Source organism: Rhizobium sp. CG4 (assembly GCF_023701965.1).
In the GTDB taxonomy this organism is placed as follows: Bacteria; Pseudomonadota; Alphaproteobacteria; order Rhizobiales; family Rhizobiaceae; genus Agrobacterium.
The window spans coordinates 309,156-334,724 of sequence record NZ_JABAEG010000006.1 but is presented as its reverse complement, the minus strand read 5'-3'; the positions used below and the strand labels follow the sequence as shown (position 1 = coordinate 334,724).

22 protein-coding genes are annotated in these 25,569 nt (G+C 54.4%); 6 read left to right on the top strand and 16 right to left on the bottom strand.

Translation table 11 applies throughout. The features are described 5' to 3' along the window. Positions 1 to 21 precede the first annotated feature (21 nt). From HGO37_RS18495 to HGO37_RS18480, 4 genes are read right to left on the bottom strand one after another with little or no spacing between them, the layout of a single operon-like run. Positions 22 to 831: an ATP-binding cassette domain-containing protein gene (locus HGO37_RS18495; RefSeq protein WP_250984596.1), complete on the bottom strand. Its 810-nt coding sequence runs from the start codon at positions 829 to 831 to the stop codon at positions 22 to 24. Positions 832 to 877: 46 nt separating this feature from the next. Continuing rightward, positions 878 to 2,845 (bottom strand): Fe(3+)-hydroxamate ABC transporter permease FhuB, encoded by a 1,968-nt coding sequence (gene fhuB / locus HGO37_RS18490; protein ID WP_250984595.1) that lies wholly within the window; start codon positions 2,843 to 2,845, stop codon positions 878 to 880. Beyond that, a complete protein-coding gene (locus HGO37_RS18485; RefSeq protein ID WP_250984594.1) occupies positions 2,842 to 3,747 on the bottom strand; it encodes an iron-siderophore ABC transporter substrate-binding protein in 906 nt (301 codons plus the stop codon). Before HGO37_RS18485 ends, fhuB begins: the two co-directional genes overlap by 4 nt. A 26-nt stretch (positions 3,748 to 3,773) precedes the next feature. Continuing rightward, positions 3,774 to 5,861, bottom strand: coding sequence for a TonB-dependent siderophore receptor (locus tag HGO37_RS18480; RefSeq protein ID WP_250984619.1), 2,088 nt, complete (start codon positions 5,859 to 5,861; stop codon positions 3,774 to 3,776). A 262-nt stretch (positions 5,862 to 6,123) separates the two neighbouring features. Here HGO37_RS18480 and HGO37_RS18475 point away from each other — a divergent pair, with 262 nt between their 5' ends. Continuing rightward, entirely contained in the window at positions 6,124 to 7,035 is a 912-nt protein-coding gene (locus HGO37_RS18475) for a LysR family transcriptional regulator (protein WP_250984593.1), read from the top strand. 346 nt (positions 7,036 to 7,381) lie between these two features. Here HGO37_RS18475 and HGO37_RS18470 read toward each other — a convergent pair whose 3' ends face one another. The 5 genes from HGO37_RS18470 to HGO37_RS18450 form a co-directional block, all read right to left on the bottom strand. Then, positions 7,382 to 8,155, bottom strand: a complete 774-nt coding sequence (locus HGO37_RS18470; RefSeq protein ID WP_409515604.1) for an ABC transporter ATP-binding protein — start codon at positions 8,153 to 8,155, stop codon at positions 7,382 to 7,384. Beyond that, positions 8,152 to 9,006, bottom strand: a complete 855-nt coding sequence (locus HGO37_RS18465; RefSeq protein WP_250984592.1) for an ABC transporter ATP-binding protein — start codon at positions 9,004 to 9,006, stop codon at positions 8,152 to 8,154. The genes HGO37_RS18470 and HGO37_RS18465 overlap by 4 nt, the downstream gene beginning before the upstream one ends. Beyond that, on the bottom strand, positions 8,999 to 9,910 hold the full coding sequence (locus tag HGO37_RS18460) for an ABC transporter permease (protein WP_371815344.1): 912 nt from the start codon (positions 9,908 to 9,910) through the stop codon (positions 8,999 to 9,001). Before HGO37_RS18460 ends, HGO37_RS18465 begins: the two co-directional genes overlap by 8 nt. Before the next feature lie 9 nt (positions 9,911 to 9,919). Then, positions 9,920 to 10,984 (bottom strand): ABC transporter permease, encoded by a 1,065-nt coding sequence (locus HGO37_RS18455; RefSeq protein ID WP_371815336.1) that lies wholly within the window; start codon positions 10,982 to 10,984, stop codon positions 9,920 to 9,922. Between the two features lie 123 nt (positions 10,985 to 11,107). Beyond that, entirely contained in the window at positions 11,108 to 12,703 is a 1,596-nt protein-coding gene (locus tag HGO37_RS18450; RefSeq protein ID WP_250984591.1) for an ABC transporter substrate-binding protein, read from the bottom strand. 125 nt (positions 12,704 to 12,828) lie between these two features. Between HGO37_RS18450 and HGO37_RS18445 the strand changes: the two genes are divergently transcribed. Genes HGO37_RS18445 through HGO37_RS18435 form a run of 3 tightly spaced genes read left to right on the top strand, consistent with a single transcriptional unit; the run spans position 12,829 to position 15,612 of the window. Continuing rightward, complete coding sequence (locus HGO37_RS18445; RefSeq protein WP_192489639.1) at positions 12,829 to 13,548, top strand: GntR family transcriptional regulator; 720 nt, start codon at positions 12,829 to 12,831, stop codon at positions 13,546 to 13,548. Then, positions 13,541 to 14,461, top strand: a complete 921-nt coding sequence (locus tag HGO37_RS18440) for a dihydrodipicolinate synthase family protein (RefSeq protein ID WP_250984590.1) — start codon at positions 13,541 to 13,543, stop codon at positions 14,459 to 14,461. The genes HGO37_RS18445 and HGO37_RS18440 overlap by 8 nt, the downstream gene beginning before the upstream one ends. Positions 14,462 to 14,472: 11 nt before the next feature. Beyond that, entirely contained in the window at positions 14,473 to 15,612 is a 1,140-nt protein-coding gene (locus tag HGO37_RS18435; RefSeq protein ID WP_250984589.1) for a mandelate racemase/muconate lactonizing enzyme family protein, read from the top strand. Between the two features lie 138 nt (positions 15,613 to 15,750). Here HGO37_RS18435 and HGO37_RS18430 read toward each other — a convergent pair whose 3' ends face one another. The 6 genes from HGO37_RS18430 to HGO37_RS18405 all read right to left on the bottom strand — a co-directional run bounded on the left by HGO37_RS18430 (position 15,751) and on the right by HGO37_RS18405 (position 21,912). After that, positions 15,751 to 16,830 (bottom strand): ABC transporter ATP-binding protein, encoded by a 1,080-nt coding sequence (locus HGO37_RS18430; RefSeq protein WP_250984588.1) that lies wholly within the window; start codon positions 16,828 to 16,830, stop codon positions 15,751 to 15,753. Next, complete coding sequence (locus HGO37_RS18425; protein WP_250984587.1) at positions 16,827 to 17,654, bottom strand: carbohydrate ABC transporter permease; 828 nt, start codon at positions 17,652 to 17,654, stop codon at positions 16,827 to 16,829. The genes HGO37_RS18430 and HGO37_RS18425 overlap by 4 nt, the downstream gene beginning before the upstream one ends. After that, a complete protein-coding gene (locus HGO37_RS18420; RefSeq protein WP_250984586.1) occupies positions 17,651 to 18,553 on the bottom strand; it encodes a carbohydrate ABC transporter permease in 903 nt (300 codons plus the stop codon). Before HGO37_RS18420 ends, HGO37_RS18425 begins: the two co-directional genes overlap by 4 nt. A gap of 101 nt (positions 18,554 to 18,654) precedes the next feature. After that, positions 18,655 to 19,887, bottom strand: coding sequence for an ABC transporter substrate-binding protein (locus HGO37_RS18415; protein ID WP_192489645.1), 1,233 nt, complete (start codon positions 19,885 to 19,887; stop codon positions 18,655 to 18,657). 72 nt (positions 19,888 to 19,959) lie between these two features. Next, the gene (locus HGO37_RS18410; RefSeq protein ID WP_192489646.1) at positions 19,960 to 20,865 is read right to left on the bottom strand and encodes a sugar phosphate isomerase/epimerase family protein; all 906 of its coding nucleotides are present in this window, start codon (positions 20,863 to 20,865) and stop codon (positions 19,960 to 19,962) included. A gap of 12 nt (positions 20,866 to 20,877) precedes the next feature. After that, positions 20,878 to 21,912, bottom strand: a complete 1,035-nt coding sequence (locus HGO37_RS18405) for a Gfo/Idh/MocA family protein (RefSeq protein ID WP_250984585.1) — start codon at positions 21,910 to 21,912, stop codon at positions 20,878 to 20,880. Between the two features lie 130 nt (positions 21,913 to 22,042). Here HGO37_RS18405 and HGO37_RS18400 point away from each other — a divergent pair, with 130 nt between their 5' ends. Continuing rightward, positions 22,043 to 23,056, top strand: coding sequence for a LacI family DNA-binding transcriptional regulator (locus tag HGO37_RS18400; protein ID WP_250984584.1), 1,014 nt, complete (start codon positions 22,043 to 22,045; stop codon positions 23,054 to 23,056). Positions 23,057 to 23,147: 91 nt separating this feature from the next. On the opposite strand, the gene HGO37_RS18395 is transcribed toward HGO37_RS18400, so the two are convergent. Next, the gene (locus HGO37_RS18395) at positions 23,148 to 24,128 is read right to left on the bottom strand and encodes a sugar phosphate isomerase/epimerase family protein (protein ID WP_250984583.1); all 981 of its coding nucleotides are present in this window, start codon (positions 24,126 to 24,128) and stop codon (positions 23,148 to 23,150) included. A gap of 488 nt (positions 24,129 to 24,616) precedes the next feature. On the opposite strand from HGO37_RS18395, the gene HGO37_RS18390 reads away from it, so the two are divergent. Then, positions 24,617 to 25,558, top strand: a complete 942-nt coding sequence (locus tag HGO37_RS18390; protein ID WP_192489650.1) for a D-ribose ABC transporter substrate-binding protein — start codon at positions 24,617 to 24,619, stop codon at positions 25,556 to 25,558. Positions 25,559 to 25,569: the final 11 nt, after the last annotated feature.

Sequence of the window (25,569 nt, the reverse complement as noted above, 5' to 3'; positions counted from 1 at the left end):
TTTCAAAGCGGTTGCAACGGTTTATAGCGCCAGCGCCACCAGCCTGCCGGTGGCCGGATGCGTGATGACATCCATCGAAACGCCGTAGATTTTTTGCAGGGCTTGCGATGTCATGATTTCATCCGGGCTGCCGCGTGCGATCAACTTGCCGGAATGAAGTGCGATAATGTCGTCGCAGAAGCGAGCCGCCATGTTGACGTCGTGCAGCACCACGACAACACCGAGACCCTTTTCATGCGAGAGACGCTGAACAAGTGACAGCACCTCAATCTGGTGCGCCACATCAAGCGCTGAAATTGGCTCATCCAGCAGCAGGCAATGTGCGTCCTGGGCAACCAGCATCGCCAGCCACACCCGTTGGCGTTCACCGCCAGACAGCGTATCGACAAGCCGGTCAAGGAATGGGCCGATATCTGTCAGCTCAATTGCCTCATCGACCTTTTTTTGATCAACATTGCTGAACCGACCAAGCGCCCCGTGCCATGGGTAACGACCAAGAGCCACCAGTTCCCGCACCAGCATGCCCGATGCTGGCGGTGTATTTTGCGGCAGGTAAGCAAGCCCTCGCGCAAACTCGCGATTGCTCCAGTCCGACAGTGGTTTTCCGCAGAAAGAGACATCCCCGCCGGTCGGGTTTTGCAAACGGGCAAGGATTTTCAGCAGTGTCGATTTGCCGGAGCCATTATGACCGATCAAACCAACGGTGCGTTTCGCGGGCAGCGACAAGGTCAAGGGCTGCAACAACGTCCTGCCCTGTAAAGACAGCGATACATCCTTTAATGAGAACAAGGGAGCAGCCTCATCGTTTTGCGATGTAACAACACTGTTCATGCCCCTGCTCCTCTCATTACCGCATACATAATCGCAATCACATTTGTCATGCGCGCCTGCCTATCAGCCAAATGAGATAGGGCGCGCCCGCCATGGCAGCAAACAATCCCAACGGCAGTTCGTAAGGGAATGTCACTGTTCTTGCGCCGATATCTGCAATCAACATCAGCATTGCTCCCAGCAGGAACGTCGCCAGCATATGATCGCGAGACCTTGTAAATCCTGCCCTGAAGGCAATATGCGGCGCCATCAGTCCCACAAAACTAAGCGGACCAACCAGCAACGCAGCAGCGCCAGTTCCCAGCCCGGCAGCCAATATCATCAGAGTTCGTGCTGCCCGGACAGGCACTCCCAGCGTTTGCGGCACGGAAGCTCCGAGCGGCATAATCGTCAACCAACGGGAAAGCGTCAGGCACAGAAACAGGATAATAACGCCGAGTGAGCCCAAAACCATGGCGGTAACCGGAGTCGCAGTCGATGCAGTACCCCCCAGCCAGGACAGGATCTGCCATGATCTCTGATCACCAACGGCAAGCAGTGCCGCCAGGATTGCAGAACTGAAGGAACTGACCGCAACACCGGCCAGCAGAATGCGTTGCGGCGAAAGATGCTGCCGGCTGGAGAATATCAGCACAACAATCATCACGGCGATTGCCCCGAGGCCTGCCCCGGCAAACAATTGCAACATGCCAGCTGCCGGAAAAATAGTAATCGCGGCGGCAAAACCGATGCCTGCTCCGCCACTCACACCAATCACTTCCGGGCTTGCCATCGGGTTGCCGGTCAGTCGCTGCAGAATTGCGCCTGCGAGAGCAAGCAGACCGCCGGCACCAGCCGACGCCAGCAAACGGGGCCAACGAAGCGGCAGAAGATCTTTGAAGTCCTGCATATTCAAAATCAGCCAGCCATCAGCGGTTTTGGCAACAGCCAGTGCAACAAAGACAATGACCGGGATAAAAGCAGACAACAGCAGAAGACTGCACAGCGATCGACGGTTCTGCTGTTCCACGACACCTGGCTGATGGGCATCATCGGAGCGGACCTGCGGCAAAAGCCACAACAGCAGCGGGCCGCCGATCAGCGCGGTCACAGCACCTGTCGGGAAATTTTCACTGGTTGTTGATGCCAGCAACTGGACAAAACCGTCGCAAAGCCAAAGCAATAGGCCCCCTGCGACCGGAGCGGCAAAGAGGATATGGGCTGGTTTACGAACACCAAGCCCCCGCACCAGTGCCGGCGCAGCAAGTCCGATAAAACTCACAAGTCCGACAGCAGCTGAAACACCGGCGGATAGCGCAACAGCCAATGCCCCGATGGCAAAACGAATCCCGAAAAGCGAGACCCCGAGAGACCGCGCACCGGCATCACCAATCGCCAGAACCACCAGAGGTCGGATCAGAAGCAAGGTCAGGAACAGCCCCCCGATCAACTGAAGCAGCAATGACAGGGATACCGACCAGTCCTGTTGGCCCAGCGAACCACCATTCCAGGTGACGAGTGACATCAGATACTCGCCCTGCGACAGGGTCAGTGCCGCAGAAATCGCAGACGCCGTCACGCCGACCAGAAGACCTGAGACAACCATCGAAACGGGCTCGAAGGCGCGTCGCCATCCAAGCAGGAAAACAACCGATGCCGCCATGAACGAACCGGACAGCGCGACCAGACCACGGTAGCCATCCAGCACTTCCGGGAAAAACAAGGTGCCAGCGACGATGGCAAGTTGCGCGCCTGCAGACACGCCAAGCGTAGACGGGTCGGCAATCGGGTTTTGTAGAAGCCGTTGCAGAAGTGCACCGGAAAGCCCGAGTATGGCGCCTGCCAGTACCGCAACCGCTGACCGTGGCAATATCGCATAGGCAAGAATGATCTGATCGGTCGTCATTCGTGCCGCATCAAACGGAATGGCAGGCCAGCCCTGTAATGGCAATTTTTGTAGCGCTGTATAGGTGGCGAGTGCCAGAGCGAGAAGCAGTGTTGCTGCGGCGAGGCTCCAGATTGTCCTGACGGTCACAGCGCATCCTCATTGGTTAGCAGTGCTTCCGTCAACAATCGCGCAAAACGCATACCGGCCGTCACACCTCCGTAAGGATTGACGTTGTCGAGCATCACCAATCGCTTGTTCTTGACTGGCTCAAGTGCGTTCCAGATCAGGCTTCTGCGCAACCCGCTGCGCGCCTCCACCGGCACATTGGACACAACGACAATCCGCGCATCCGGATTTTCCGCAAGAGTTTCCAGCGGCACCGGCGCTGCGAAGGTAAAACGCGAACCCTCACGCCACGCATTCGGCAGACCAAGCCGCATCAGGATGTCGCCAAACATGCTGTCGCTGCCGAAGGCGCGAAAATGCCTGCTGTCACCAATATTGATGATGTAGGTCGGACGATTGGCGTAGGGTGAAAGACGCTCACGCATCGTTTCCAGCGAATGCCCGGCCTGCTGCAGTACCTCTTGCGCCTGTGTGGACCTGCCAAGTCGCTCGCCCAACGCAGTGACCGCCGCAAGTGCCTTGCCGAAGGGCGGCTCACCCTTGACGTAAAACGGCAGCGACATGGTTGGTGCAATGGCCTCAAGCTGCTGCTGATAGCGGGTATAAAATGGCGAAATCAGAATAAGCTCGGGCCGCAAGAGATAGAGAAGTTCAAAATTTGGAGAACCTCTCAAACCCAGATCCGCGACAGTCTCCGGCACTGCAGGCTCAACACTGTCCTTGCGAAATTGAATAAGTTCAGTCGCGGCAACGGGCCTTACACCAAGCGCCATGACGGTTTCCAGCATCGCCCAATCAATGGCTGCTACACGCTGCGGAAAGACCTCAGCCTGTGCCAACCGACCAAATAGCGGCGCGGCGAGCAGGCCAAGAACCTGTCGCCGCCCAAGGCCTGATACGTTGAGTTTTGTGTGCACCGTCATTCCGGATCGTTATCAATTGCCCGTATTTACCAGCGATAGGTCAGCTTGCCCATTACCGTGCGGCCATTTCCGTAATAGCAACCGAATGTACCGCAGCTGGCTAGATATTCCTTGTCTGCAATGTTCTGGACATTCAGCGAGGCACGGTAATTGTTTTTGTCGTAATGCACACCCGCATCAAACAATGTCACGGCGCTCATATCAAACGTGTTGGTTGAGTTGCCGTAGCGCTGGCCGACATATCGCACACCGCCCCCCATGCCAAATCCTTCCAGCGGCGTATCTTCTGCAAAGGTATAATCCAGCCACAGGCCTGCAGAGTGCCTTGGAGCGTTCTCATAACGTCTGCCGTTATTCGTGCCGCTGACAATTTCCGTGTCCATGTAGGTATAGGCTGCACGAAGGTTGAGCCCATCCGCAAGACTGGTGACGCCCTCCAACTCCAGACCTTTTACACGTACGTCATACTGACCGTAAACAAGAGGCGTTGATGAGATCTGGTAGGATACGTTCTTTTGAAGCAGATCATAAACAGCAGCGGAGAAGAAACCGTCCCAGCCCTGTGGTTGGTATTTTATGCCGGCTTCCCATTGTTCGCCCATGGTCGGTTCAAGCAATTTCCCATTGGCGGGAACCGGCGTTGGCTCGAACGATGTGGCATAGCTGACATAGGGCGCGATACCATTATCGAACACATAACCAAGACCAACACGACCAGTCGGCTTCTCATCATCCTTGCTGCGTGATCTTGGAGCCGTGCCAGGCGCAGAAATCGCGCCACCTTCCGTGCTAGCCCAATCGTAACGCAAACCAACTGTTGCACGCCAGTTATCATAGGACATCTCGTCCTGAGCATAAATGCCCAGTTGCGTTAGGGTCGATTTCACATCTGCATATGTCGAGCGCGAAATGAGTGAGATTGGTCCACCATAGACAGGATTGACAGGATCAAGTGGGGTCGCCCGCCAGAACTCGGTTTTTACCTTGTTATCGAAATTGCGATAATCAAGACCGAACACCAGCTTATGGTCGATACCGCCAGTAGCAAACTCGGCCTGCAGGTTGTTGTCGACATTAAACGTATTCAGACGTTCGTCCTGAAAAGTGGCGTTTCGAGCGATGAGGCTGCCAGCCATACCATTGCCTGCGGAACTCATCCCAAGCGATTGATAGTTCCAGTCGAGGTTCGAATACCGAAAGTTCTGTCTGAAGGTCCAGGTTTCATCAAACCGATGTTCAAATTCGTAACCGATATTGGTCTGTTTACGATTGGAAAAATCGAATGACGGATCGCCGACATAAAAACCGCGCGGCAGCATTACACCCGTCGCGTTCAAGGTAAGGGCTGGCGGCAGTCCAGACGGTGAGCTTGGATTATCGCGCTGGAAGCTGGTCAAGACTGTCAATGACGTGTCGTCGTCCGGTTTCCAGGTGAAAGCAGGCGCGACGAAATAACGGTCGTTATCGAGAAAGCCGCTTTCATCGTGGGCGTTGCGTGCCACGCCCGTCAGGCGATAGGCGAAGTTTTCTCTATCGGCAATCGGACCGCCAAGATCGAACATCGTCTGATAATAGTCGTCACTACCGATCTGGACGCCAACCTCACCAAAAGCATCAAATGTCGGACGTTTGCTGATCTGGTTGATCAGGCCACCGGGGTTGGCCTGACCATACAGAATAGAAGCTGGACCGCGCAGCACTTCTACCCGTTCCAGACCATAGAGCTCGATCGGTGCGGCACCGGCGGTGCGCATGATGCGAAGCCCGTTCAGAAACTGGACCTGACGCCCATCAAACCCGCGAATTGTCGGAGAATCGAACCGGGCGTCAGAACCATAAGGGGCAGCAACGACGCCCGGCGTATATTGCAACGCCTCACTAAGCGTCTTGGCGTCCTGCGCATCAATCTGGTCGCGGGTGATGACCGACACGGATTGTGGTGTCTCAAGGATAGGCGTGCCTGTTTTGGTGGCCGTTGAACTGCTTTTGGCAACATAACCCTTTACAGGTCCCTTAGGGTTTTCCTGCCCTTCGCCTTGCACAGTGATTGTTCCGAGTTGTACCGCGCTGCCGGAATCCTGCGCTCTAACCAGTTGCGGCCATACCATGACCATAGCAACAGCCAAGACATGACCAGTCGTCAAAAGTGCCCTGCGCTTCTGATTGATACCCACGTTGCAAACCCTCAAATGACAGCCAATCACATGTCCTATGTCGAGACGACATATTTTCTGGACTTTTTTTGTCATCTTATTACTCAGAGGGCTCACAATGTTCCAATAAGCAGAGACAAGTATTTTCATAATCTAAAATTATGATAATCACAGAATTGCATAGTTTGTAATTCTTCTAATTTTCACCTCGAAAGCGACGGCCATGGCTGGACCCAAAATTGCCAAAGCGGACAGTTTTGAACTTCGTCATCTCAGATATTTCACCGCATTGGTGGACGAGAGAAACTTCGAGCGTGCAGCAGCAAGACTCGGCATTGCGCAGCCCGGTCTTAGCCAGCAAATCATGAACCTTGAGGCAATTGTCGGCATGCCCCTGCTGGACAGGACGAAACGCTCCGTCAATCTGACCTTGCCGGGGCAACTGCTGTATGCTGACGCCAAGAAGTTGCTGGCCGACGCGGATGCAACACTTGCAGCACTCAAACGCCTTGACCGTGGCGAGACAGGGCGCATCTCGATCGGCTATGTCGCATCGGCTGCTTATGCCGGCTCTATGTTGCAGTCCATCACCAGTTTTCGCTCATCCTATCCGGATGTGGAACTGCAACTGACGGAAATGGAAATGCGCATGCAACTTGCAAGCATCGCAGATGGCACGCTTGATTTCGGTTACATCAGGCCTCCGGCTCCGATACCGGAAGGCATAACGACCAACATCATTTTGAAAGAGCCGCTGGTGGTCGTGCTTCCTGAAAAACATCCACTTGCCCACGCCAAACAGCTTCAACTATCCGCCCTTGCACATGAGACCTTCATCACACCGCGCCAGCCACCGGATGTCGGCTTTCATCATAACACGATCAGCGCCTGCAACGAGGCTGGGTTCCAGCCGATCATCAGCCCACTCGGGCGCGATTTTACCACCATTTCCAGCATGGTGGCTGTTGGACTTGGAATTGCGCTGGTACCGAAGTCGCTGAATTGTCTGATGTTGCCGACGATCCGATACGTGCCGATCATTGACAACAACATCACTTCGGATCTTGCCATTGCTCACCGCAAAACCGAAGCATCGCCTGCGGTGCGCGCCTTCATCACCTACAATCGGCTGTAAATTTGCCTATCCGAATGCCCGCATAGATCATAGGTCTTGGCGTCAAGGGGGTGCGGATATTAAAAACTGCCCGGAAAACAACATTCCAGACTGAGCCGCCTCGGGTACCGACGCGGTCACATCGACGCTGGAATCATCTAGCATGCATGGCAAACTTTGATAGATTCCTCAGATGGGCCAGCAAAACGAAGCGTAGTATTCTGCGGGAGAGAACGCATGCGCACCGTCATCGACAGACGGCAAACGATAGGCCGCGAAAGCGGCATTGAAACCGGTTACGTCCGCAATGCACGCGCTGCCACAACCCTTATAAATTAACCTCTCAGTCAGGCCGCCAGAATAAAGATCAGGCTGGAACAGTGCTGCGCTTGGGCACATAACCCCGACTGCCATCCATCAACACGCGGGTGTAGGGATGGCTCACTGTTCCATCGATAAGCTGTTGTTTTTCGGCGACCTCGACAAACACACCGTTCTGCATAACCGCAACCCGGTCACACAGATGCGCGACGACAGCCAGATCATGGCTGACAAGAATGTAAGTGAGTTTCTCACGCTCACGGAGGTCTTTCAGCAGGTTGAGGATCTCCGCTTGGATCGACACGTCGAGTGCTGATGTCGGCTCATCCAGCAGTAGGATGCGAGGCTCCAGAATAAGCGCACGAGCAATCGCCACACGTTGACGTTGGCCACCTGAAAGCTGATGCGGAAAGCGGTAACGAAAACTGTGCGGCAAGCCGACATCGGTCAACACTTTTTCAATCCGCTCCTCGCGGCGGTCCTTGCCATGAATTTCCAGTGGCTCCAGCAATGTACGGCCGATCGTGTGGCGTGGGTGGATGGATCCGAATGGATCCTGAAACACCATCTGCTGTGTGGCGAGTTGCGATTTTGTGCGTTTCTGTCCAATTACTTCACCATTGATGGTGACGGCCCCTGTCCATTGCCGGTTACGCCCGGCAAGGGCACCAAGGACTGTGGATTTTCCACATCCGCTTTCGCCGACCAGACCAAATGTTTCGCCGACGGCAATCTCAAAAGACACGTCATTAACCACGCGCAGCAGCGTATCACCAGCGCCATAGGAGACCTGCAGATTTTCGACCTTAATCATACTCATGAACGGTTCTCCAACCAGGCCGGGTCGCGCCGCAACACATCCAGCCTGTCACGTGGATGCTCTAGGCTCGGCAGTGCATTCAACAGACCGCGCGTGTAAGGGTGGCGCGCATTATCGAGATCAGCTGCAGCAATGGTTTCGACAATCTGCCCAGCATACATGATGATGACACGGTCGCAGAAACTACGCACCAAATTGAGATCATGCGAGATGAACAGCAGGCCAATGTTGCGCTCCATGACCAGTTCATCAAGGATTGACAACACCTGCTGCCGCACCGTGACATCCAGTGCAGAGGTTGGCTCGTCGGCGATGATCAACGATGGCGAGGCAATCAGCATCATGGAGATCATGATCCGCTGGCCCATACCGCCAGAGACCTCATGCGGATAAAGATCGAAAACACGCTGTGGATCACGGATATTCACCCGCTCTAGCATCGCTAGCGTACGCGACCTTGCTTCCTTTTTCGAGACATGTTCGTGCAGAATAACCGTCTCGGAAATCTGCTCACCGACCGTCATCACCGGGTTGAGTGAATATTTCGGGTCCTGAAGGATCATGGCAATACGACGGCCGCGTATCGACAGCATCTGTTGCTCGCTTGCCTTAAGGAGATCAACATCCTCAAACTGCATGCGTTTGGCTTTGACAAGCGCATGCGGGGGCTGAAGGCGCATGATAGCACGACCCGCGGTGCTTTTACCGGAACCGGATTCACCGATGATGCCGACCTTCTCGCGCCCGACATTGAAGGATACGTCACGCACTGCGGTCACTACGCCAGAGAGTGTTGGAAACTCCACCGACATATTTTCGACGCTCAGAATTGTTTCTTTTAAATCAGCCATTTCTTGGGTCCAGAATATCGCGCAGGCCATCACCCAGCAGGTTGAAGGCAAGACTGACTATGAGAATGGCAATGCCGGGAATGGTCGTTAGCCACCAGGCATCAAGCAGATATTGACGCCCGGACGCTGCCATTGCACCCCACTCCGGCATAGGCGGCTGCGCACCGAGACCAAGGAAGCCGAGACCGGCAGCCGTCAGAATGATGCTGGACATATTCAGTGTCAGACGCACGACCACGGATGGTGCACAAAGCGGCACGATATGACGTAGAAGAATGCGCATCATTCCCGCCCCCTGCAACTCTGCAGCTACGACGAAATCGGCATTTCGAAATGTCAACGTTTCAGCGCGCGCAAGGCGGGCAATTGGGGGCCACACCGTCAATGCAATGGCAATCACCGCATTTTCGATGCCAGGTCCAAGACTCGCCGAAAAGGCCAGCGCCAGAACCAGGCTCGGAAAGGAAAGGAAAATATCAGTAATGCGCATCAGCACCACATCCACCCATCCCCCGAGATAACCGGACATCGCGCCAATCATGAAGCCGATGGGCGCTACGATCAGTGTCACCAGAATGCTGATGTAGAGGGTTGTTCGCGCGCCATAGACAAGTCGGGTATAAACGTCACGACCAAATTCATCCGTTCCAAACCAGTGCTGCCAAGATAGTGGCTGCAAGGCGCGCGATAGATCTTGATCATAGGGGCTGTAGCTGGTGATAGCGGGCGCAACAATAGCCACGACAATCAATCCAAGAACCACCAGAAAGCCGGTAAAGGCCAGCGGATTGGCCAGCAGCCCAAGCCAGGCAACATAAGCTTTATGTAGCCTGGCCTGGCGGGAAGACGTGAAGTCCTCGCTGATCAACCAATTATGCAGGGTGGTGAAAGATCCGTTTTTCATCATGATAAATCACCGCGTCCGTGGATCGATGAAGCGATAGACAATATCCGACAGGAGATTGATCGCGATGGAAATGAGGCCGATCAGCAGCACACTGCCAAGCACTGCATTCATGTCCGCAAAAAACAGTGCCGATGTCAGATATTGACCAAGACCCGGCCATGCGAAAACCGTTTCGATCAGCACGGTGCCATCAAGCAGTCCGCAATAAGCCAAAGCCACTACAGTCAACAACTGGACGCGGATATTCCGAAATGCATGCCGCCAGACAACAGCGCGTTGCCCCAGCCCCTTGGCACGGGCGGTGAGAATGTACTCCTGGCGCAACTGCTCCAGCATGAAGCTGCGGCTCATACGGCTAAGATACGCCATAGCTGCGTAACCGAGGATAAGAGCGGGCGCGATAACATGGTGCAGCGCGCTCAGAAACACTTCCCACTCTCCAGCCAGTACGGAGTCCAGCAGCAAAGAACCGGTCGGGCCTTCGACAAGCCCTTCATTGTAGATATCGATGCGTCCACCGCCGGGGATGAGGCCAAATTTCGCGTAAAATACCAAAATGACGATGGTACCGAGCCAGAAAATGGGCGTCGAATACCCCATAAGTCCGACAACGCGTCCTAGGTGGTCAACCCATGTTCCCTTGCGCACTGCAGAAACCACGCCGAGTGGGACGCCAAGTCCTGCACCAATGATGGTGGCGAGCGTCGCCAGTTCAATCGTTGCCGGGAAGACACGGGCCAGGTCGCTTGAAACCGTATTTTTCGTAATGTGAGATTGGCCAAAGTCCAGCTGCACCACATTTACCAGATAGGTCCCGAACTGCTCGTAAAGAGGACGATCCAGCCCCATTTCCTTGTAAACGCGCTCATATGTGGCCTGATCGGCCTGGTCGCCGATGGCCGCGATAACCGGATCGGCAGGGACAAGACGCCCGATAACGAAGGTTATCACCAAAAGTCCAAACAGGGTTGTCAGGATCACCGCAAATGATGTGGCGATTTTTCGGATTGAGGACAGCAGCTTTTTACTGCTGCCCGATACCCTTGTGGCGGTTGCCTGGGAGGAGTTCAATTCGGAAATCCTTGCTGGAGCATAATCCGCACACAGCACCAATGGTGCCAGTGAGACTATCGTCACTTAAAAGAGGTACAGAGAGCCAGTCTGATCCGATCAGACAGGCTCTCCCGAAAAGAGTTATTCACCCTTTGTCACGGTATCCCAGCGGGTCAGCCAGGTGGAATGACCGACATAACCTTTCACGTCCTTGCGGACTGCCTTGGCATCCGTTCTCTGGAATGACGTGACTAAAGCAGGCGAGGATTCCAGATAGGCCTTATTGATCTTGCCATAGAGATCGGCACGCTTTGCCTTGTCGGTTTCATGTGCTGCGGCCAACACCATGTCCTGAATATCCTTCGGAACATCCCAGGCAGAACGCCAAGCAAGAAGACCGGTCAGCTTTGCTTCATCTGCATTGTTGGCGTTTGTGGCGTAGGACGCGAGAACCGCATGCGGATCCGGCAAACGTTCACCTGAACGGGCAGAGAATATCTCGAAAGCCCTGTCGCGGAACTTGCCAATGTGGTCACCACCCTGCAAGTCCAGCTTGATACCAGCCTTTGCAGCATTGGCCTGAAGGGACTGTGCCACCTCATATTCCGGCGTTACCGGCGTCGCATAATAGGTTTTGGAAAAGCCATTTGGATAACCGGCCTCGGCCAGCAACTGCTTGGCCTTTTCAATATCCAGTTTGTATGGATTTTCGGTGATTGCCCCCGGAAGACCAGCAGGAATGATGCTCTGCTGCTTGATGCCGTAATATTTCATCACTGTGGAAGACAGCCCGTCATAATCAATGAGGTAGCGGAATGCCTCGCGAACCTTAGGATTTGAAAGAATTTCGTCCTTCTGGTTCAGCGCCACATAATAGAATCCAAAACCCGGCGTTTTCTGGATTTCGACATTGCCGCCTGCCTCAAGGGCTGCCAGATCTGTCGAGGAAAGACGTGTCGCAACATCCATGTCGCCCGCATCGATTTGCAAACGTTGCGCAGACGATTCCGGCAGGTGACGCAAAAGCACGCGGCGCATTGCAGGAGCACCCTGCCAATAATCGGGGAACGCCTCGGCAATCAGCGTTTCGTTGGAACGCCATGAGCGCAAGGAGTAAGGGCCGGAACCCGCATCCGCCGTCTGCAGATAGGCACGCCCCATGTCGCCATCCTTTTCCTTGTCGGCAAGGAATGCGCTGTCCAGGATAGAGGTGGAAAAGCTTGCCAAAGACAACAACAGCAAATCTGCGTTCCACACATCTGCGGTCTTGATCTCGACAGTCTGATCGTCAGTTGCCCTGATCAGACTATCAACATTGTCAGCTGAAAAACCCCATTGGCGCAGATCTGTCGACGGCGCCAGCCCCAACTTTACCAAACGGCGAAGCGACCATTCTACATCTTTAGCCGTAAGTGGATTGCCGGAATGGAACTTCACGCCAGAGCGAATTTTGAACGTAAAAGTCTTGCCGTCTTCGGAAACAGTCCAGCTTTCAGCAAGACCCGGCTGAGGCTCGTTAATCTTGTCGGCCGGCAAAACAATCAGCCGCTCATAGAGGTTGGCGACAACTTCAGCCGCTTCAAGCTGGTTCAATTCATGCGGATCCAGACCACGCATCGACGACATGTTGGTCGCGATGACAAGTTGATCTTTAGGCGTCGCCGCTGACGCGGCAAAAGGCAATGCTGCTGACATGGCAACAGCACCGGCAAGCGTCAGGAAATGGCGTCTCAACATGCTCTTCTCCTCCACAACGAGGCTCCTCAACCTCTGAAAACCACAATTTTCATATCGACATCGATCTGAAATCTGGTATATCAGATCTCACAAGTTCGATAACACGTCAACAGGATTTTGCATCAATGGCTGATCTACCGGATCTTTCATCGACACAGGGGCGCATTGAGAAACTGGACCCACAACTCCAGATTACCGTCCGTGATCATGTGCACCGCATCCTGCGCGGCGCGATCATTGCCGGTCGTTTCGCCCCTGACGAAAAAGTCAACGAACGGCAACTGGCCGAACAATTTGGCGTCAGCACCACCCCCATCAAGGAGGCGTTGCGACAGCTGGAAGCAGAGGGGCTTGTTCAGGCATTGCCACGACGCGGCGTGATCATCCGCTTCAACATGGGCTGGGCAGAGGAAATGATCCTTGCACGCGCGGCTCTCGAATCGATGATTGGCCATCTTGCAGCCCGGCGCATGTCAAAAGAGGCGACCACAGCGTTAAGGGCCACTGTCGGCCTTATGGAAGTCGCCACATCAAGTGGCGATGTTGATGAGCTTATTGCGCTCAACGAAACATTCCATGACCAGATCCATCAGGCATCTCGCTGTCAATATTTGGCAAAGCTGATTGAGCGTCAGCAATTTTATGACGCCAGCATTCGCCGCATCATTCACTCGGATACTGCAGAGCGCGAAAAGGCGTTGCGTGAGCACGCAGCCATTGCCGATGCCATCATAGCAGGGGATGCGGAACGAGCAGAAAAGCAGATGCGCGACCATGTGGTGCGCTCTGGCGAGACATATCTCGCAATCGTTTTTGGAAAAAGGGAGGACATCAAGGGTGAGTGAGAAGCTCGAAATCGTAAGAAAGGCACTGACTGGCATTTCTGGAGTGCCGGTTACCCCCTACCACGCAGACGGCAGCGTTCATGTCGAGAAGCTCGACACGCTGATCAAGGGGCTGGCGGCGGCCCGCGTGCACAACCTGATGGCTGCAGGCAATACCGGTGAGTTCTTCACGCTGACCATGGACGAAATTCGCCTCGTCCACCGCACAACGATCCGTGCAGCAGATGGCAAGGCACTGGTCAGTGCGGCTGTTGGCCGCTCGCTGGCCGATGCCAAAGCATTGGCGAAAGACGCAATTGCTGAAGGTGCAGATGCCATCATGGGCCATCACCCGATGGACCCGTTTGCAGGCCCCTCCTATCAGGCGCGGTATTTCCTCGAGCTGGCAGATTCGTCTACCGTGCCGGTCATCGCTTATGTGCGCAGTGACGGCTTTTCGGTGGCTGATTTCCGTGAACTGGCACTGCATTCCAACATTGCAGGGATCAAGTTTGCTTCGTCAAACCTCATGCTGCTGGCAGACATCATCCGCTCCACACAGGATGCACCGGCCATTTGGGTTTGCGGTCTTGCCGAGGGTTGGGCTCCGGCCTTTTACGCGCTTGGCGCGCGCGGTTTCACATCAGGTCTCGTCAACGTTTTCCCGCAACGTTCGCATGCCATCCACACGGCTTTGGAAGTGGGTGATTATGCTACAGCACGCCAGTTGATCGACGGCATCGCAGGTTTTGAGGCGCTTCGCACCAAATACAATAACGGCGCCAATGTCACGGTCGTCAAAGAAGCGCTCGGCATGCTCGGCAATGATGTTGGTCCGGTCCGTCTTCCCGGCGTGGTTTCGCTCAACGAAAGCGAACGCGCCTTGCTGCGCAACGTGGTTGACCGGGTCAGCAACGAGCAGCAGGCTGCCTGAGGAGAGTTAACGTGCATATTACCGGTATAAAAACATATATGCAGCGCGTCGATGATCGCCCGCGCCTGCTTCTAAAAATAGAAACCAGCGAGGGAATTTCCGGCTGGGGCGAATGCTACAATCATGGTCCCGACTGGGCCTTGCCGCCACTCCTGGACTATCTGTTCCATCAGATTGAGGGCGAGGATCCTCGCCGTGTGGAATATCTGGTGCTGAAGCTCAACCAGCAATGCCGCTTTCCGCCTGGTGCGCTGGGCCTTGCTGCAATTTCAGCCATTGATCACGCATTGTGGGACATTGCTGGCAAAGCCGCCGGTCTGCCGGTTTATATGCTGCTGGGCGGTAATGTGCGTGATCGCGTGCGGGTCTATTGCGGCGTCTACACAGCGCCGGATGCAGAACATGCCCGTGACCAAACCATGAAACTGCAAGAGGATTACGGTTACACTGCCTTCAAGCTCAGCCCCTTCCGCCGCGACTTGCATACCGGCCGCTGGGGTGAACTGGTGAAGGAAACGGGTGACTGGTTCGGCAAGATCAGAGACATCACACCATCGCATTTCGAATTTGCTTTTGATGCTCATGCCAAGATTTTTGAGCCCTATCAGGCGGTCCAATTGGCCGCGGCCATCGCGCCTTACGACCCGCTGTTTTACGAAGAGCCGATCCGCCCGGAGCACATACCGGCCTGGAGTGAACTGAAATCCAAAGTCACAGTGCCGCTGGCCACTGGTGAATCACTCTACTCACGTTTCGAGTTCCTGTCGCTTCTGTCCGCACGTGGAGCCGACATCATTCAGCCCGACATTTGCGTTGTGGGCGGTGTCAGTGAAATGCGGCGCATCGCGGCAATCGCCGAGGCACATTACGTCACCATCGCACCGCACAACCCGATGGGTCCGTTGGCCACAGCAGTGAATATTCACTTCTGCGCGGCCCAGCCCAATTTCAAGATCCTCGAGTTCAAACCCCATATTCATGCGCCATGGGCACTGGACCCATACATGCCTGTCGATGGCCATATGGAACTGCGTCCGGACCGTCCGGGCTGGGGCATTGAAATTGATGAAAAAGCCCTTGTGAAAGAAGATTATATTCACTGGGAGCGCAAGATCACCCGCAAACCAGACGGTGCAACCGCCTATCCGTAAAAAAATGTTAAAAGACGCGGGTGTTCCATGTTGGCCACCCGCGTCGTTTTATCATCAGAAAACCTTGGTTACCGGGACGGAAAAGGCGCGCCCTCTGCACTTGGGTGTCCGGCGCTTTTCCTGAAAAGCGAGCATGGCTTAAACGCCGGGCTCAATCCGCAGCTCTGTTTTCGCATCGAACACATGAATGTTGTCCCGGTCGAAAGTCAGGCGGATGGATGTATCCGACGTAAGCGGAGACCTGCCGTTCAAAACAACGACGATTTCCGGTGATGTGGCGGACGTAACATAGGTCATTGCACCAGTCGACTCGACTGCGGCGACCGGAATATCAAACCCTGGCGCATCGGGCGCTGCCAGCACCAGATGTTCCGGCCGGACGCCAACCAGCAATTCTGTGTTGGCTGGCAAGACCTTTCCGAGTTCAATGACCTGTTCACCACCAAGATCGAGGCTGAGCGATTTTCCATCCGCCGATGACCGCGCAGGAATGAAGTTCATCGCGGGTGAACCGATAAAACCGGCAACAAAGCGGTTGGCCGGTCGGTCATAGAGATCAAGCGGCCTGCCCTGTTGCTCGATCACGCCGCTGCGCATCACCACGACATGATCTGCCATGGTCATCGCCTCGACCTGATCATGCGTCACATAGACCGATGTCGCGCCCAGCCTGTCGTGCAGCGCACGGATTTCCTTGCGCATGTGGACACGCAAGGCGGCATCGAGGTTGGACAGAGGTTCATCAAACAGGAAGGCCTTGGGGTTGCGAATAATCGCGCGGCTCATCGCCACACGTTGACGTTGGCCGCCCGACAATTCCCTGGGGTAACGATGAAGCAAATCAGAAAGGCCGGTGATGGCTGCGACCTCTTCGGCGGCCTTCTTTGCTTCTGCCTTTTTCACGCCCTTTATTTTCAGGCTGTAGGTAAGATTTTGCTCCACTGTCATATGCGGATAAAGCGCATAGGACTGAAACACCATGGCAAGGTCACGTTTTCTGGGCGGAACGTCATTCATCCGCTCACCCGCTATCACCAAATCTCCGGCAGAGATTGTCTCAAGCCCGGCGAGCGAACGCAGCAGAGTTGACTTGCCACATCCGGACGGACCGACCAGTGCTACAAACGCACCCTTGCGGATAGAAAGATCGATGTTCTTCAGCGCATGATAGGCGCCATAATATTTGTTCACGCCCGACAGTTCGATTTGCTGGGTCATTTCAGAGCTCCTGAGGTCAGGCCGGAGACGATACGTCGCTGCAACAGCACGAAGATCGCAAGGATTGGCGTTACATACATTGTGGCGTAGGCCATGATGTTGTTCCATTCGCTGGTGTTTGGCCCCATGAATGAATTGAGGCCAACACTTGCCGGCTGCAAAGTGACATCCTGGATCATCGACTTGGAATAGACGAACTCTCCGAAGGCCTGCATGAAGATAAGGATTGCGCTGACCAGAATGCCGTTGCGGGCAAGCGGTAAAACGATGTGAAAAAAGGCACCAAAACGGGAGTTGCCATCCACAAGTGCCGCCTCTTCCAGCTCCAACGGCACGGCCATGAAGGTTGCACGGACAAGCACGACAAAAAACGGCATGCTTTTGGCGGCAATTGCCAGAATGACGGCAAAACGTGGATAATCGAGCAGGCCGATTTGCGTGAAGCCGACGAAGATCGGTGTCACCATCAACGAGGCCGGCAGAACCTGCAACATCAAGATCAGGAAAAGACCGGCATCAATCAAGACGTTTCTGTAACGCGCCAGTACATAAGCACAGCCGGTTCCAAGCACGGTGATCAGCGCAACGGACCCGAACGCAATCAATGTCGAGTTCCACAGGTACCGCCCCATATTCCGGCTTTCCCACACATAGGTAAACGTGCCCCACTGTGCAGTCGAAGGCCAGAAACTTGGCGGATTGGCAAACATTTCCGAGCCGGCTTTGATCGCGGTTATATACATCCAGTATAGCGGAAACAGATAGATTGCCGCCATGACGAGAGCGATAGCCAGCATCAAACGATTACGAGATGTTTCATTCATCCGCGCACCTCATGCCGTGTCGAGCGGACATAAACTGCCGCCGCAAACATCACGAACACCGTCATGATCACCGAGATCGTGGCACCTCTGCCAAAGTCATATTGGCGGAATGACAGATCCCAGGCCCAATACTGCGCAACATTGGAGGAATTGTTGGGTCCACCGTCGGTTATGGCCGCAAACAGGTCGAATTGCTGCAGGGTAAAAATCAGACCCAGAGAAATAATAGCCCCGATGGTCGAACGCATCATCGGCAAGGTGATTGTCCAGAACCGGTTCCAGGCATTGGCGCCGTCCATCTCGGCTGCCTCATAGAGATCACCGGGAATGGCGGACAGACCAACCGAAAGCAAGATCATGTTGAAGGACGTGCCTAGCCAGATATTGGCAATAACGACGGCCCAGAGGGAGAAATCGGGATCGGAGCGCCAGAAGATATTGTCGCTGATCAAACCACTTTCCCGCAGGAAAAAATTCAACACGCCGAAATCACCAGACAATATCCAGTTCCAGATCGCGCCGACGACCAACCCTGGCATGACCCATGACACAAGGAACAATCCACGCAGCCATGTGGAGCCGGGAAAACTCTTCCAGAAAAACAGGGCCAGACCAAAACCAATCACGAACTGACCCGCGATGGAGCCAAGCACGAAGATCAGCGTATTGGTCAGGATTGGCAGCGTTTCCGGCTGTTTGAATAGAGCAACATAGTTGTCGAAGCCCACAAATGGCCTGATAAAGCTGCCGAGGCTGAACATGTCCACCTCCTGAAAGCTCATCAGAATATTGTAGATCAGCGGCAGGCCGGCCAACGCAAACAGGAATGCAAAGGGCACGCCAACCAGCATCAGGTCGAAACCGCGACCATCGCTTATACTGGAGAGTATTCGTCTCATCAGAACCTCTTATGATCGCTTCAGACTACCCGGCACCGCAGTGCCGGGTAGTGACGTCGGGGAGGAAACGAGATATTCGGTCACGTCAGATGGAAGGCTGGTCAGCCTTCGATCGACTTGATCTTCTCGGCGGCCTGATCAAGCGCCGCCTTGGGCTCCATTTGCCCGGTCAACGCGGCCTGAATGGCATCCTGAATTGCCTTGGAAATCTTGGGCCATTCAGGCGACGGGCCACGCGGCTGGGCATATTTCAGCTGTTCGACGAATGTCGCCAAGGCAGCATCCTTGACGGCATTGCCGGTGGGTGGGACCGGCAGATCAGCGCGGGCGGGCAGCTGGCCGAAATCCTTGTACATGGTGGCATCCTTCGACGCGAAGAACTCCAGGGCTTTGAAAGCCTCTTCCGGATGCTTGCTTTTTGAGAAGATCGCCCAGTTATAGTCACCCATAGCCGACGAGCGTTCAGCGCCTTCTTGCGGAACTGGCAACAAGGCTGTGCCCCACTCAAACTTGGCGTCGCTTAGCATGCGATCGATTTCCCAAGGCCCGGAAATCGCCATGGCGGCATTGCCGGCATTAAATGTTGCGGTGGAATCCCACTGACTGCGGGTCAGTGTGTCAGGCGACGTCAGCTTTTCATCCAGCAACTGTTTCCAGATGGTCAGGGCACGCACGGCACCTTCGCCGTTGATGGCCTTGTAGGATGATCCCCCCATCTGCGCCCATGGCAAAAACTGGAAGGTTCCTTCTTCGTTAGCCTTTGCAGAAAACGTAATGCCATACACATTCTTTGACGGATCATTCAGCTTGCGAGCTGTTTCCACCAGTTCATCCCATGTCTGGGGCGCCTTTTCTGGATCGAGCCCTGCCGCCTTGAACAGGTCCTTGTTGTAATACAGCGCAATAGTATTGGTGGCCTTCGGCACACCGTAATATTTGTCATCCCAAGTGACCGATTTCAGAGGTCCGGGGAAATAGTTCTCCGGTTTTATCTCCGATGATCCCTTGATCATGTCTGTCAAATCAAGAAAGGCACCGCGCGACGCAAACATCGCATGGTTGGGGTTATCGATGGCGATGATGTCAGGTGCCTTTCCTGTCGAGTAGGCGCGCATAGCTTCACTAACGACGTCGTCAAACTGGATCTGGCGATATTCGATCTTGATGCCATTATTCTGTGCGTTGAATTCCTTGATCAGATTGGGCGCGGGCTGAATATCGCGGTCCAGGGACCACAGGGTCAGCGTTACGTCGTCAGCTTTTGCGGCGAAGCCAACAAGCGAAGTACATGTCATGGCCAGTGCAATAGCAATCGAATGCTTTCGGATACCCATAGTTCTCCTCCTTCGGGTTATCTTCACGTACCTTGCCGATTGTCCGCCTCCTCAGACAACCGGCCACTCCTGTCAGGTCGGATCGACGACGAAATCGCCTCCTCGTGCCTGTTTCAAATGGTTAAGTGCATGGACCTGACCGGTCATCTCAAGTGCATCGCGATAGACAGGGTCATGCCAGCCTTCAATGTCGATGGAACCTGACCAGCCGGCGAGACGCAGTTCAGAGATAATATCGGTCCAGTTGCTGTCGCCAAAACCGGGTGTGCGCATGAAAACGAACGGATGTTTTCCAAAAATCCCGTGCTCACGAATGACATCCCAGCGAATGGTCGCATCCTTGCCATGAACATGGAAAATCTTGTGCGCCCATTTGCGAATCTGCGGCAATGGATCGATCAGATAAACCATCTGGTGGCAGGGCTCCCACTCCAAACCGATATTATCGTCAGGCGTTTCGTTGAAAATCAGCTCCCAGGCGTCGGGATTATGGGCGATATTCCAGTCACCGGTTGCCCAGTTGCCATCCATGGCACAATTTTCAAAGGCGATTTTTATGCCCTTGTCGGCGGCACGTTTGGCAAGTTCGCTCCATACTTCCCGGTAACGCGGTAGGCTCTCGGGCAATGGCTTGTTTCTGATCCGGCCAGTAAAACCAGCGACGCAGGTCGCACCGAAATGATGGGCGTTGTCGATGCAGTCTTTCCAGCCTTGCAGGGTCTGCAAATCCAGTTCGGTTTCCTCGAGCGGATTACCGAACATGCCGATCGTTGACATGGTAATATCCCTGTCGCCGATGGCATCGACGCACCGTTTTCCAAGCTCGGCAATATCCTGACCATTGGTCGTCTGCCAGAAAAACGGCTCAAAACTCTCAAAACCCATATCCGCGATCTGCGAAATGCGCTGTGCCGCCTGACCTTTTGTGGCACTGACCATTGTACCAACGCGGATGGAATTCCTGTTCTGTTCGCTCATTGCTGATTCTTCCTATGCTGCAAGATCGACGGATCGGCCAGACCGGGCGCTTTCGATTGCGCCGAACACCATGGCCAAGCTCTTGATGTTGTCCTGCCCAGCCGTTTCAGGGGTACGACCTGTCCGGATTGCCGACAGAAAATCAGCAATGACACTGGCATGCCCATGGGTTTCCTCTTCATTGGCAGGCGGCGGCACCTCAATGGACGTGAAACCGCGCAGCAAGCCATCCTGCACGCCCGCAATAGAAGCACTAAAGGCTTCCTCGCCATCCCAGGTCAGCATTCCCTTCGTGCCGACAAGACGCCAAGTGCCTTCCCAGCTTGTCCGTTCGCCTTCCGCACACCAAGAGCCGCGATAGGTAAACACCACATCATCCGACAGCTGGAACACCGCATTGGCGGAAGCACCATGGGCGTACCACGAGCCCCGGGGGTTTGTTTCAAGGCAATAGACAGAAAGTGGCAGTTTGCCCGAAACATAACGGGCAGCATCGAAGGTATGGATCGCCATGTCCAAAAGCAGCACATTGTCCATTTTTTCACGGAATCCGCCGAAATGCGGACCAATGAAAAAGTCGCAATGAATGGCGGTGATGTCGCCGATCGCACCACTCTCAACAAAGCGACGCATACGCCGCACACCCGATATGAAACGGCGGTTCTGCACGACGGAATGGATTTTTCCGGCGGCCTTCGCAGCTTCAATCAGATCAGCTGCCTCGCTCATCGAGCTCGACATCGGCTTTTCACTCAGCACGTGACAACCATATGCCAGGGCGGTGCGGACAACCGAATGGCGCGCGGCTGGAATGACGATATCAAACACGATATCCGCTCTGGTCTTCTCCAGCACCTCACGCAGGTCTGTTCCTGTAATAACAGGGCCTAAATTGAACTCGTCTGCGAGTGCTCGAGCGACATTCAGGTCAAGGTCAACAAGACCGACCACCGACAGCGCATCCCGCAAGTCTGGTGTGGATTTCACCGCACGAAGCCAGCCCTTGGCCATGGCCCCGCAGCCACACAATACGACGTTGTATGTCAAGATTAACCTCCCTGAGACGTTAGGATTCTCGCCCTCCAGCAAAAACCGTAAACGTTTACGGTAACTATGGACATGTCTGATTTTTTGTCAATACTGTTTGCTGAAACGGTGATGAAAGACGGGTTACAGCATGAAGGGCATTCGCCAACTGGCCGAGCATCTCGACATATCGATCGGCACCGTATCGCGTGCGCTGAACGGCAAGACGGATGTAAATCCTCGGACACGCCAACGTGTTCTCGAGGCCGCAGAAAAACTGGGTTATGTTGCCAACCAGTCGGGCCGCTCTCTCCGCAAGGGTTCAACCGGCGTCATCGGTTTCATGATGCAAACTGGGCCGGAAATCACTGGCCAGGGCGACACGTTTTTCATGAGCGTCTTTGACGGCGTGCAGACGGTGCTGGCTCGTCACAATCTCGATCTTGTCGCGCTGCTCTGCTCCTCATCCGAAGATCCCGACGCCTACCTACAACGCACCGTGGCACGCGGTTTTGCTGATGCCATCATTCTTTCGGCAACCCGGCGAAACGACGCCCGTTTCGAACTGCTCGACCGGCAAAACATCCCGTTCATCTCACTCGGTCGCAGCCTGACCGACGTTGGTCAACCGTGGATCGATCTGGATTTTGAAGGCATGGCCGAAACCGCCATGGAGCGTCTCATCAATGCTGGACACACGGACATCGGTGTCGTCTGGCCGCATGGCGATCTCAATCTGGGTTACATTTTCATCGAACGATGCCGGGACGTTCTGGCTCGCCATAATCTGACGCTGCGCGATGAATACATCTTTCGCGCCCGCCCCAATGAGGCTGGCGGTTATGCGGTGGCGCAGGAGATAGCTGCCCGGCCGACCCGCCCGACCGCCATTACTCTTGTCAACGAAACGCTGGTGACGGGTCTATATAAAGGCCTGGAAGAAGCAGGCATCAAACCGGGGAAAGATATCGCCATCATCGGCCGCCACAGTCCGCACACCCAGTTTCTGTCTCCGGCATTAACGGGCTTCAGCCTTTCGCTACACGACCTCGGCGTCAGCCTTGCCGAGGGTCTGCTGTCTGTTATGCCTGCCTACAAGGATATCTATCCGGCCACCTACCGCCGCGTCTGGCCAATGGCCCTGATCGAGGGGGAAAGCGGCTAGACTGTTGCTTAAGATATATATGTAAAAAGCCCGACCTCAGGGCCGGGCTTTGATATGCAGTAAGCAAAATCGAAACGTCACTGGAACGCCATTACATGGCGCCGAACAATGCTTTCTGGGCGATTTTCAAGGCACCAATCGCGTCATGACGGCTCTGCGCCTCTCTCAATGCATCAACATCAAGCGCGGCAAGCCCTTTGTCGGCAGCCTTGAGGAAATCAATGGCGTGGTTGGCCGTTGCAACACTGTCTTCGCGGAACGGGAACTGATCCAGCTGCCAGACACCTTCCCACTTGTTCTTGCGGAGAACGTAGAAAAACTCAAACAGTTCAATTGGATGAAGGCTGCCAGCAACCAGATCGTCATCCCACGAACGATAGTTGTCGTTGACGTCCATACCGAACAGACGACCATAATCGATTGCAAGCTGTGCACTGTCGGCAGCAGACTCACCGCCCATGATGGCGTGGCCAAAATCGAGAAGAATGCCAACATTCGGCAGGCCGATTTTCTCGATACCGAGCAGTGTACGTGCCACAGAACCAAAGCTCATGCGCACGCGTGGTTCCCGGGGTTTGTATTCGATCACGAATTTCAGATCGGGGTTTTCGCTGGCAAGCTGGCCGACCCCATCAAGCGAGTGCTTCCACAATGTGCCGTAGTCAACCTGGAATGGATAGTCCCAGCCATCCTGACCCGGCCAAAGCTTGACATAATCAGCACCGAAATAACGAACCTGATCACAGGCTTCTGTCACCAGTTCATGGGTTCGTCTGCGAACACCAGCATCCGGGTTGGTGAATGAGCCTTTGACGAATTCACGGGTATAGATCTCTGGCGTAATACCGATGACGCCCAACTTGTTACGATCCAGCGCCTCTTTAACCTGCGCATTGGAAAAGTCACCGCCGAAGAATGGATAGTTGATATCGACAACCGACAGATCAGCAACCTGACCTGCCAGGTCAATCGCCTCGATAACACTGCGCGGTGTGCCATATCCATCCGTGGCATAACGATCGAGATAGGTGGCGAAGTGCCAGATACCGGCGCCAAAACGTTGTGTTGTCATAGGTTTCCTCCATGTATGTGAATATTTGGGCGCGCGCCTTCTGCAGACGGCAACGCAAAATCAGATGTGATGACGAGACAGTGTCAAAGCAGATCGAAACGAAACGAAACCGACATTGCACAGCGGGCGACTGGAATCCCACCGACCCCTGACAGCGATACACGTATCTGTTTGCAAACGAACCGGCACAATCCACTCCTCCCAGACGTGGCAACCACATCAAAGCACTAAACGGCTTTTGAATGCTTTCGATTTATTTCATTTGATTGAACAAATCGCATGAAACACCAAAGCGTTCAAGTGAATTATTACCCCACCAAGCCATAACGAAAGAGAGAGCGCCGCCTTACATCCTATCAGTGCATGTTGGGTCATCAATTTTGCGAAAAACCGAAAATCTCAAAAATATATTGACATCAAACGAAAGTAATCGATAGTTTAAACCTCGAAAAACCGCTGGAGGGTGGTTTTGACAACGGGAGGTCTCCATGAAACTGACGAAACGTCTTTTGATGTCCGTCGTCGCGCTCGGCATTGCCGGTGCGATGTCTGGCGTGGCTTTAGCTGCCGATACAATTGCAATCATCACACCAAGCCATGACAACCCATTCTTCAAGGCTGAAGCGGATGGCGCTGCAGCCAAGGCGAAAGAACTGGGCTATGCCACTATGGTTCTGGTCCACAATGATGACGCCAACAAGCAGAACGAACTGTTCGACAGCGCCATTGCAGCTGGCGTAAAAGCCATCATTCTCGACAATGCCGGTGCAGACGCCTCAGTTGCGGCAGTCCAGAAGGCCAAGGACAAGGGCATACCTTCTTTCCTGATTGACCGCGAGATCACCACAGCCGGCGTTGCCGTATCGCAGATCGTTTCCAACAACTATCAGGGTGCACAGCTTGGCGCGGAAGAATTCGTCAAGCTGATGGGTGAAAAGGGTAATTATGCCGAACTTCTCGGCAAGGAATCCGACACCAATGCCGGCATTCGTTCGCAGGGATATCACGACGTGATCGACCAATATTCGGACATGAAGCTGGTTGCCAAACAGACGGCAAACTGGTCGCAGACCGAAGCTTACACTGTTATGGAATCGATCCTGCAGGCGCATCCTGACATCAAGGGCGTGATCTCCGGCAACGACACCATGGCCATGGGCGCTTATGCAGCACTTGAAGCAGCTGGCCGCAAGGACGTTATCGTCGTTGGTTTCGATGGTTCGAACGACGTTCGTGACTCCATCAAGAAGGGTGGCATCAAGGCAACCGTTCTTCAGCCCGCTTACCAGCAAGCACAGCTGGCTGTTGAACAGGCTGACAAGTTCATCAAGACCGGCTCCACAGGCCTTGAAGAAAAGCAGTTGATGGATTGCATTCTCATCAACGCTGACAATGCCGAAAAGCTCGAGACATTCGCGCTGACGCAGTAAAACCTGCCTCG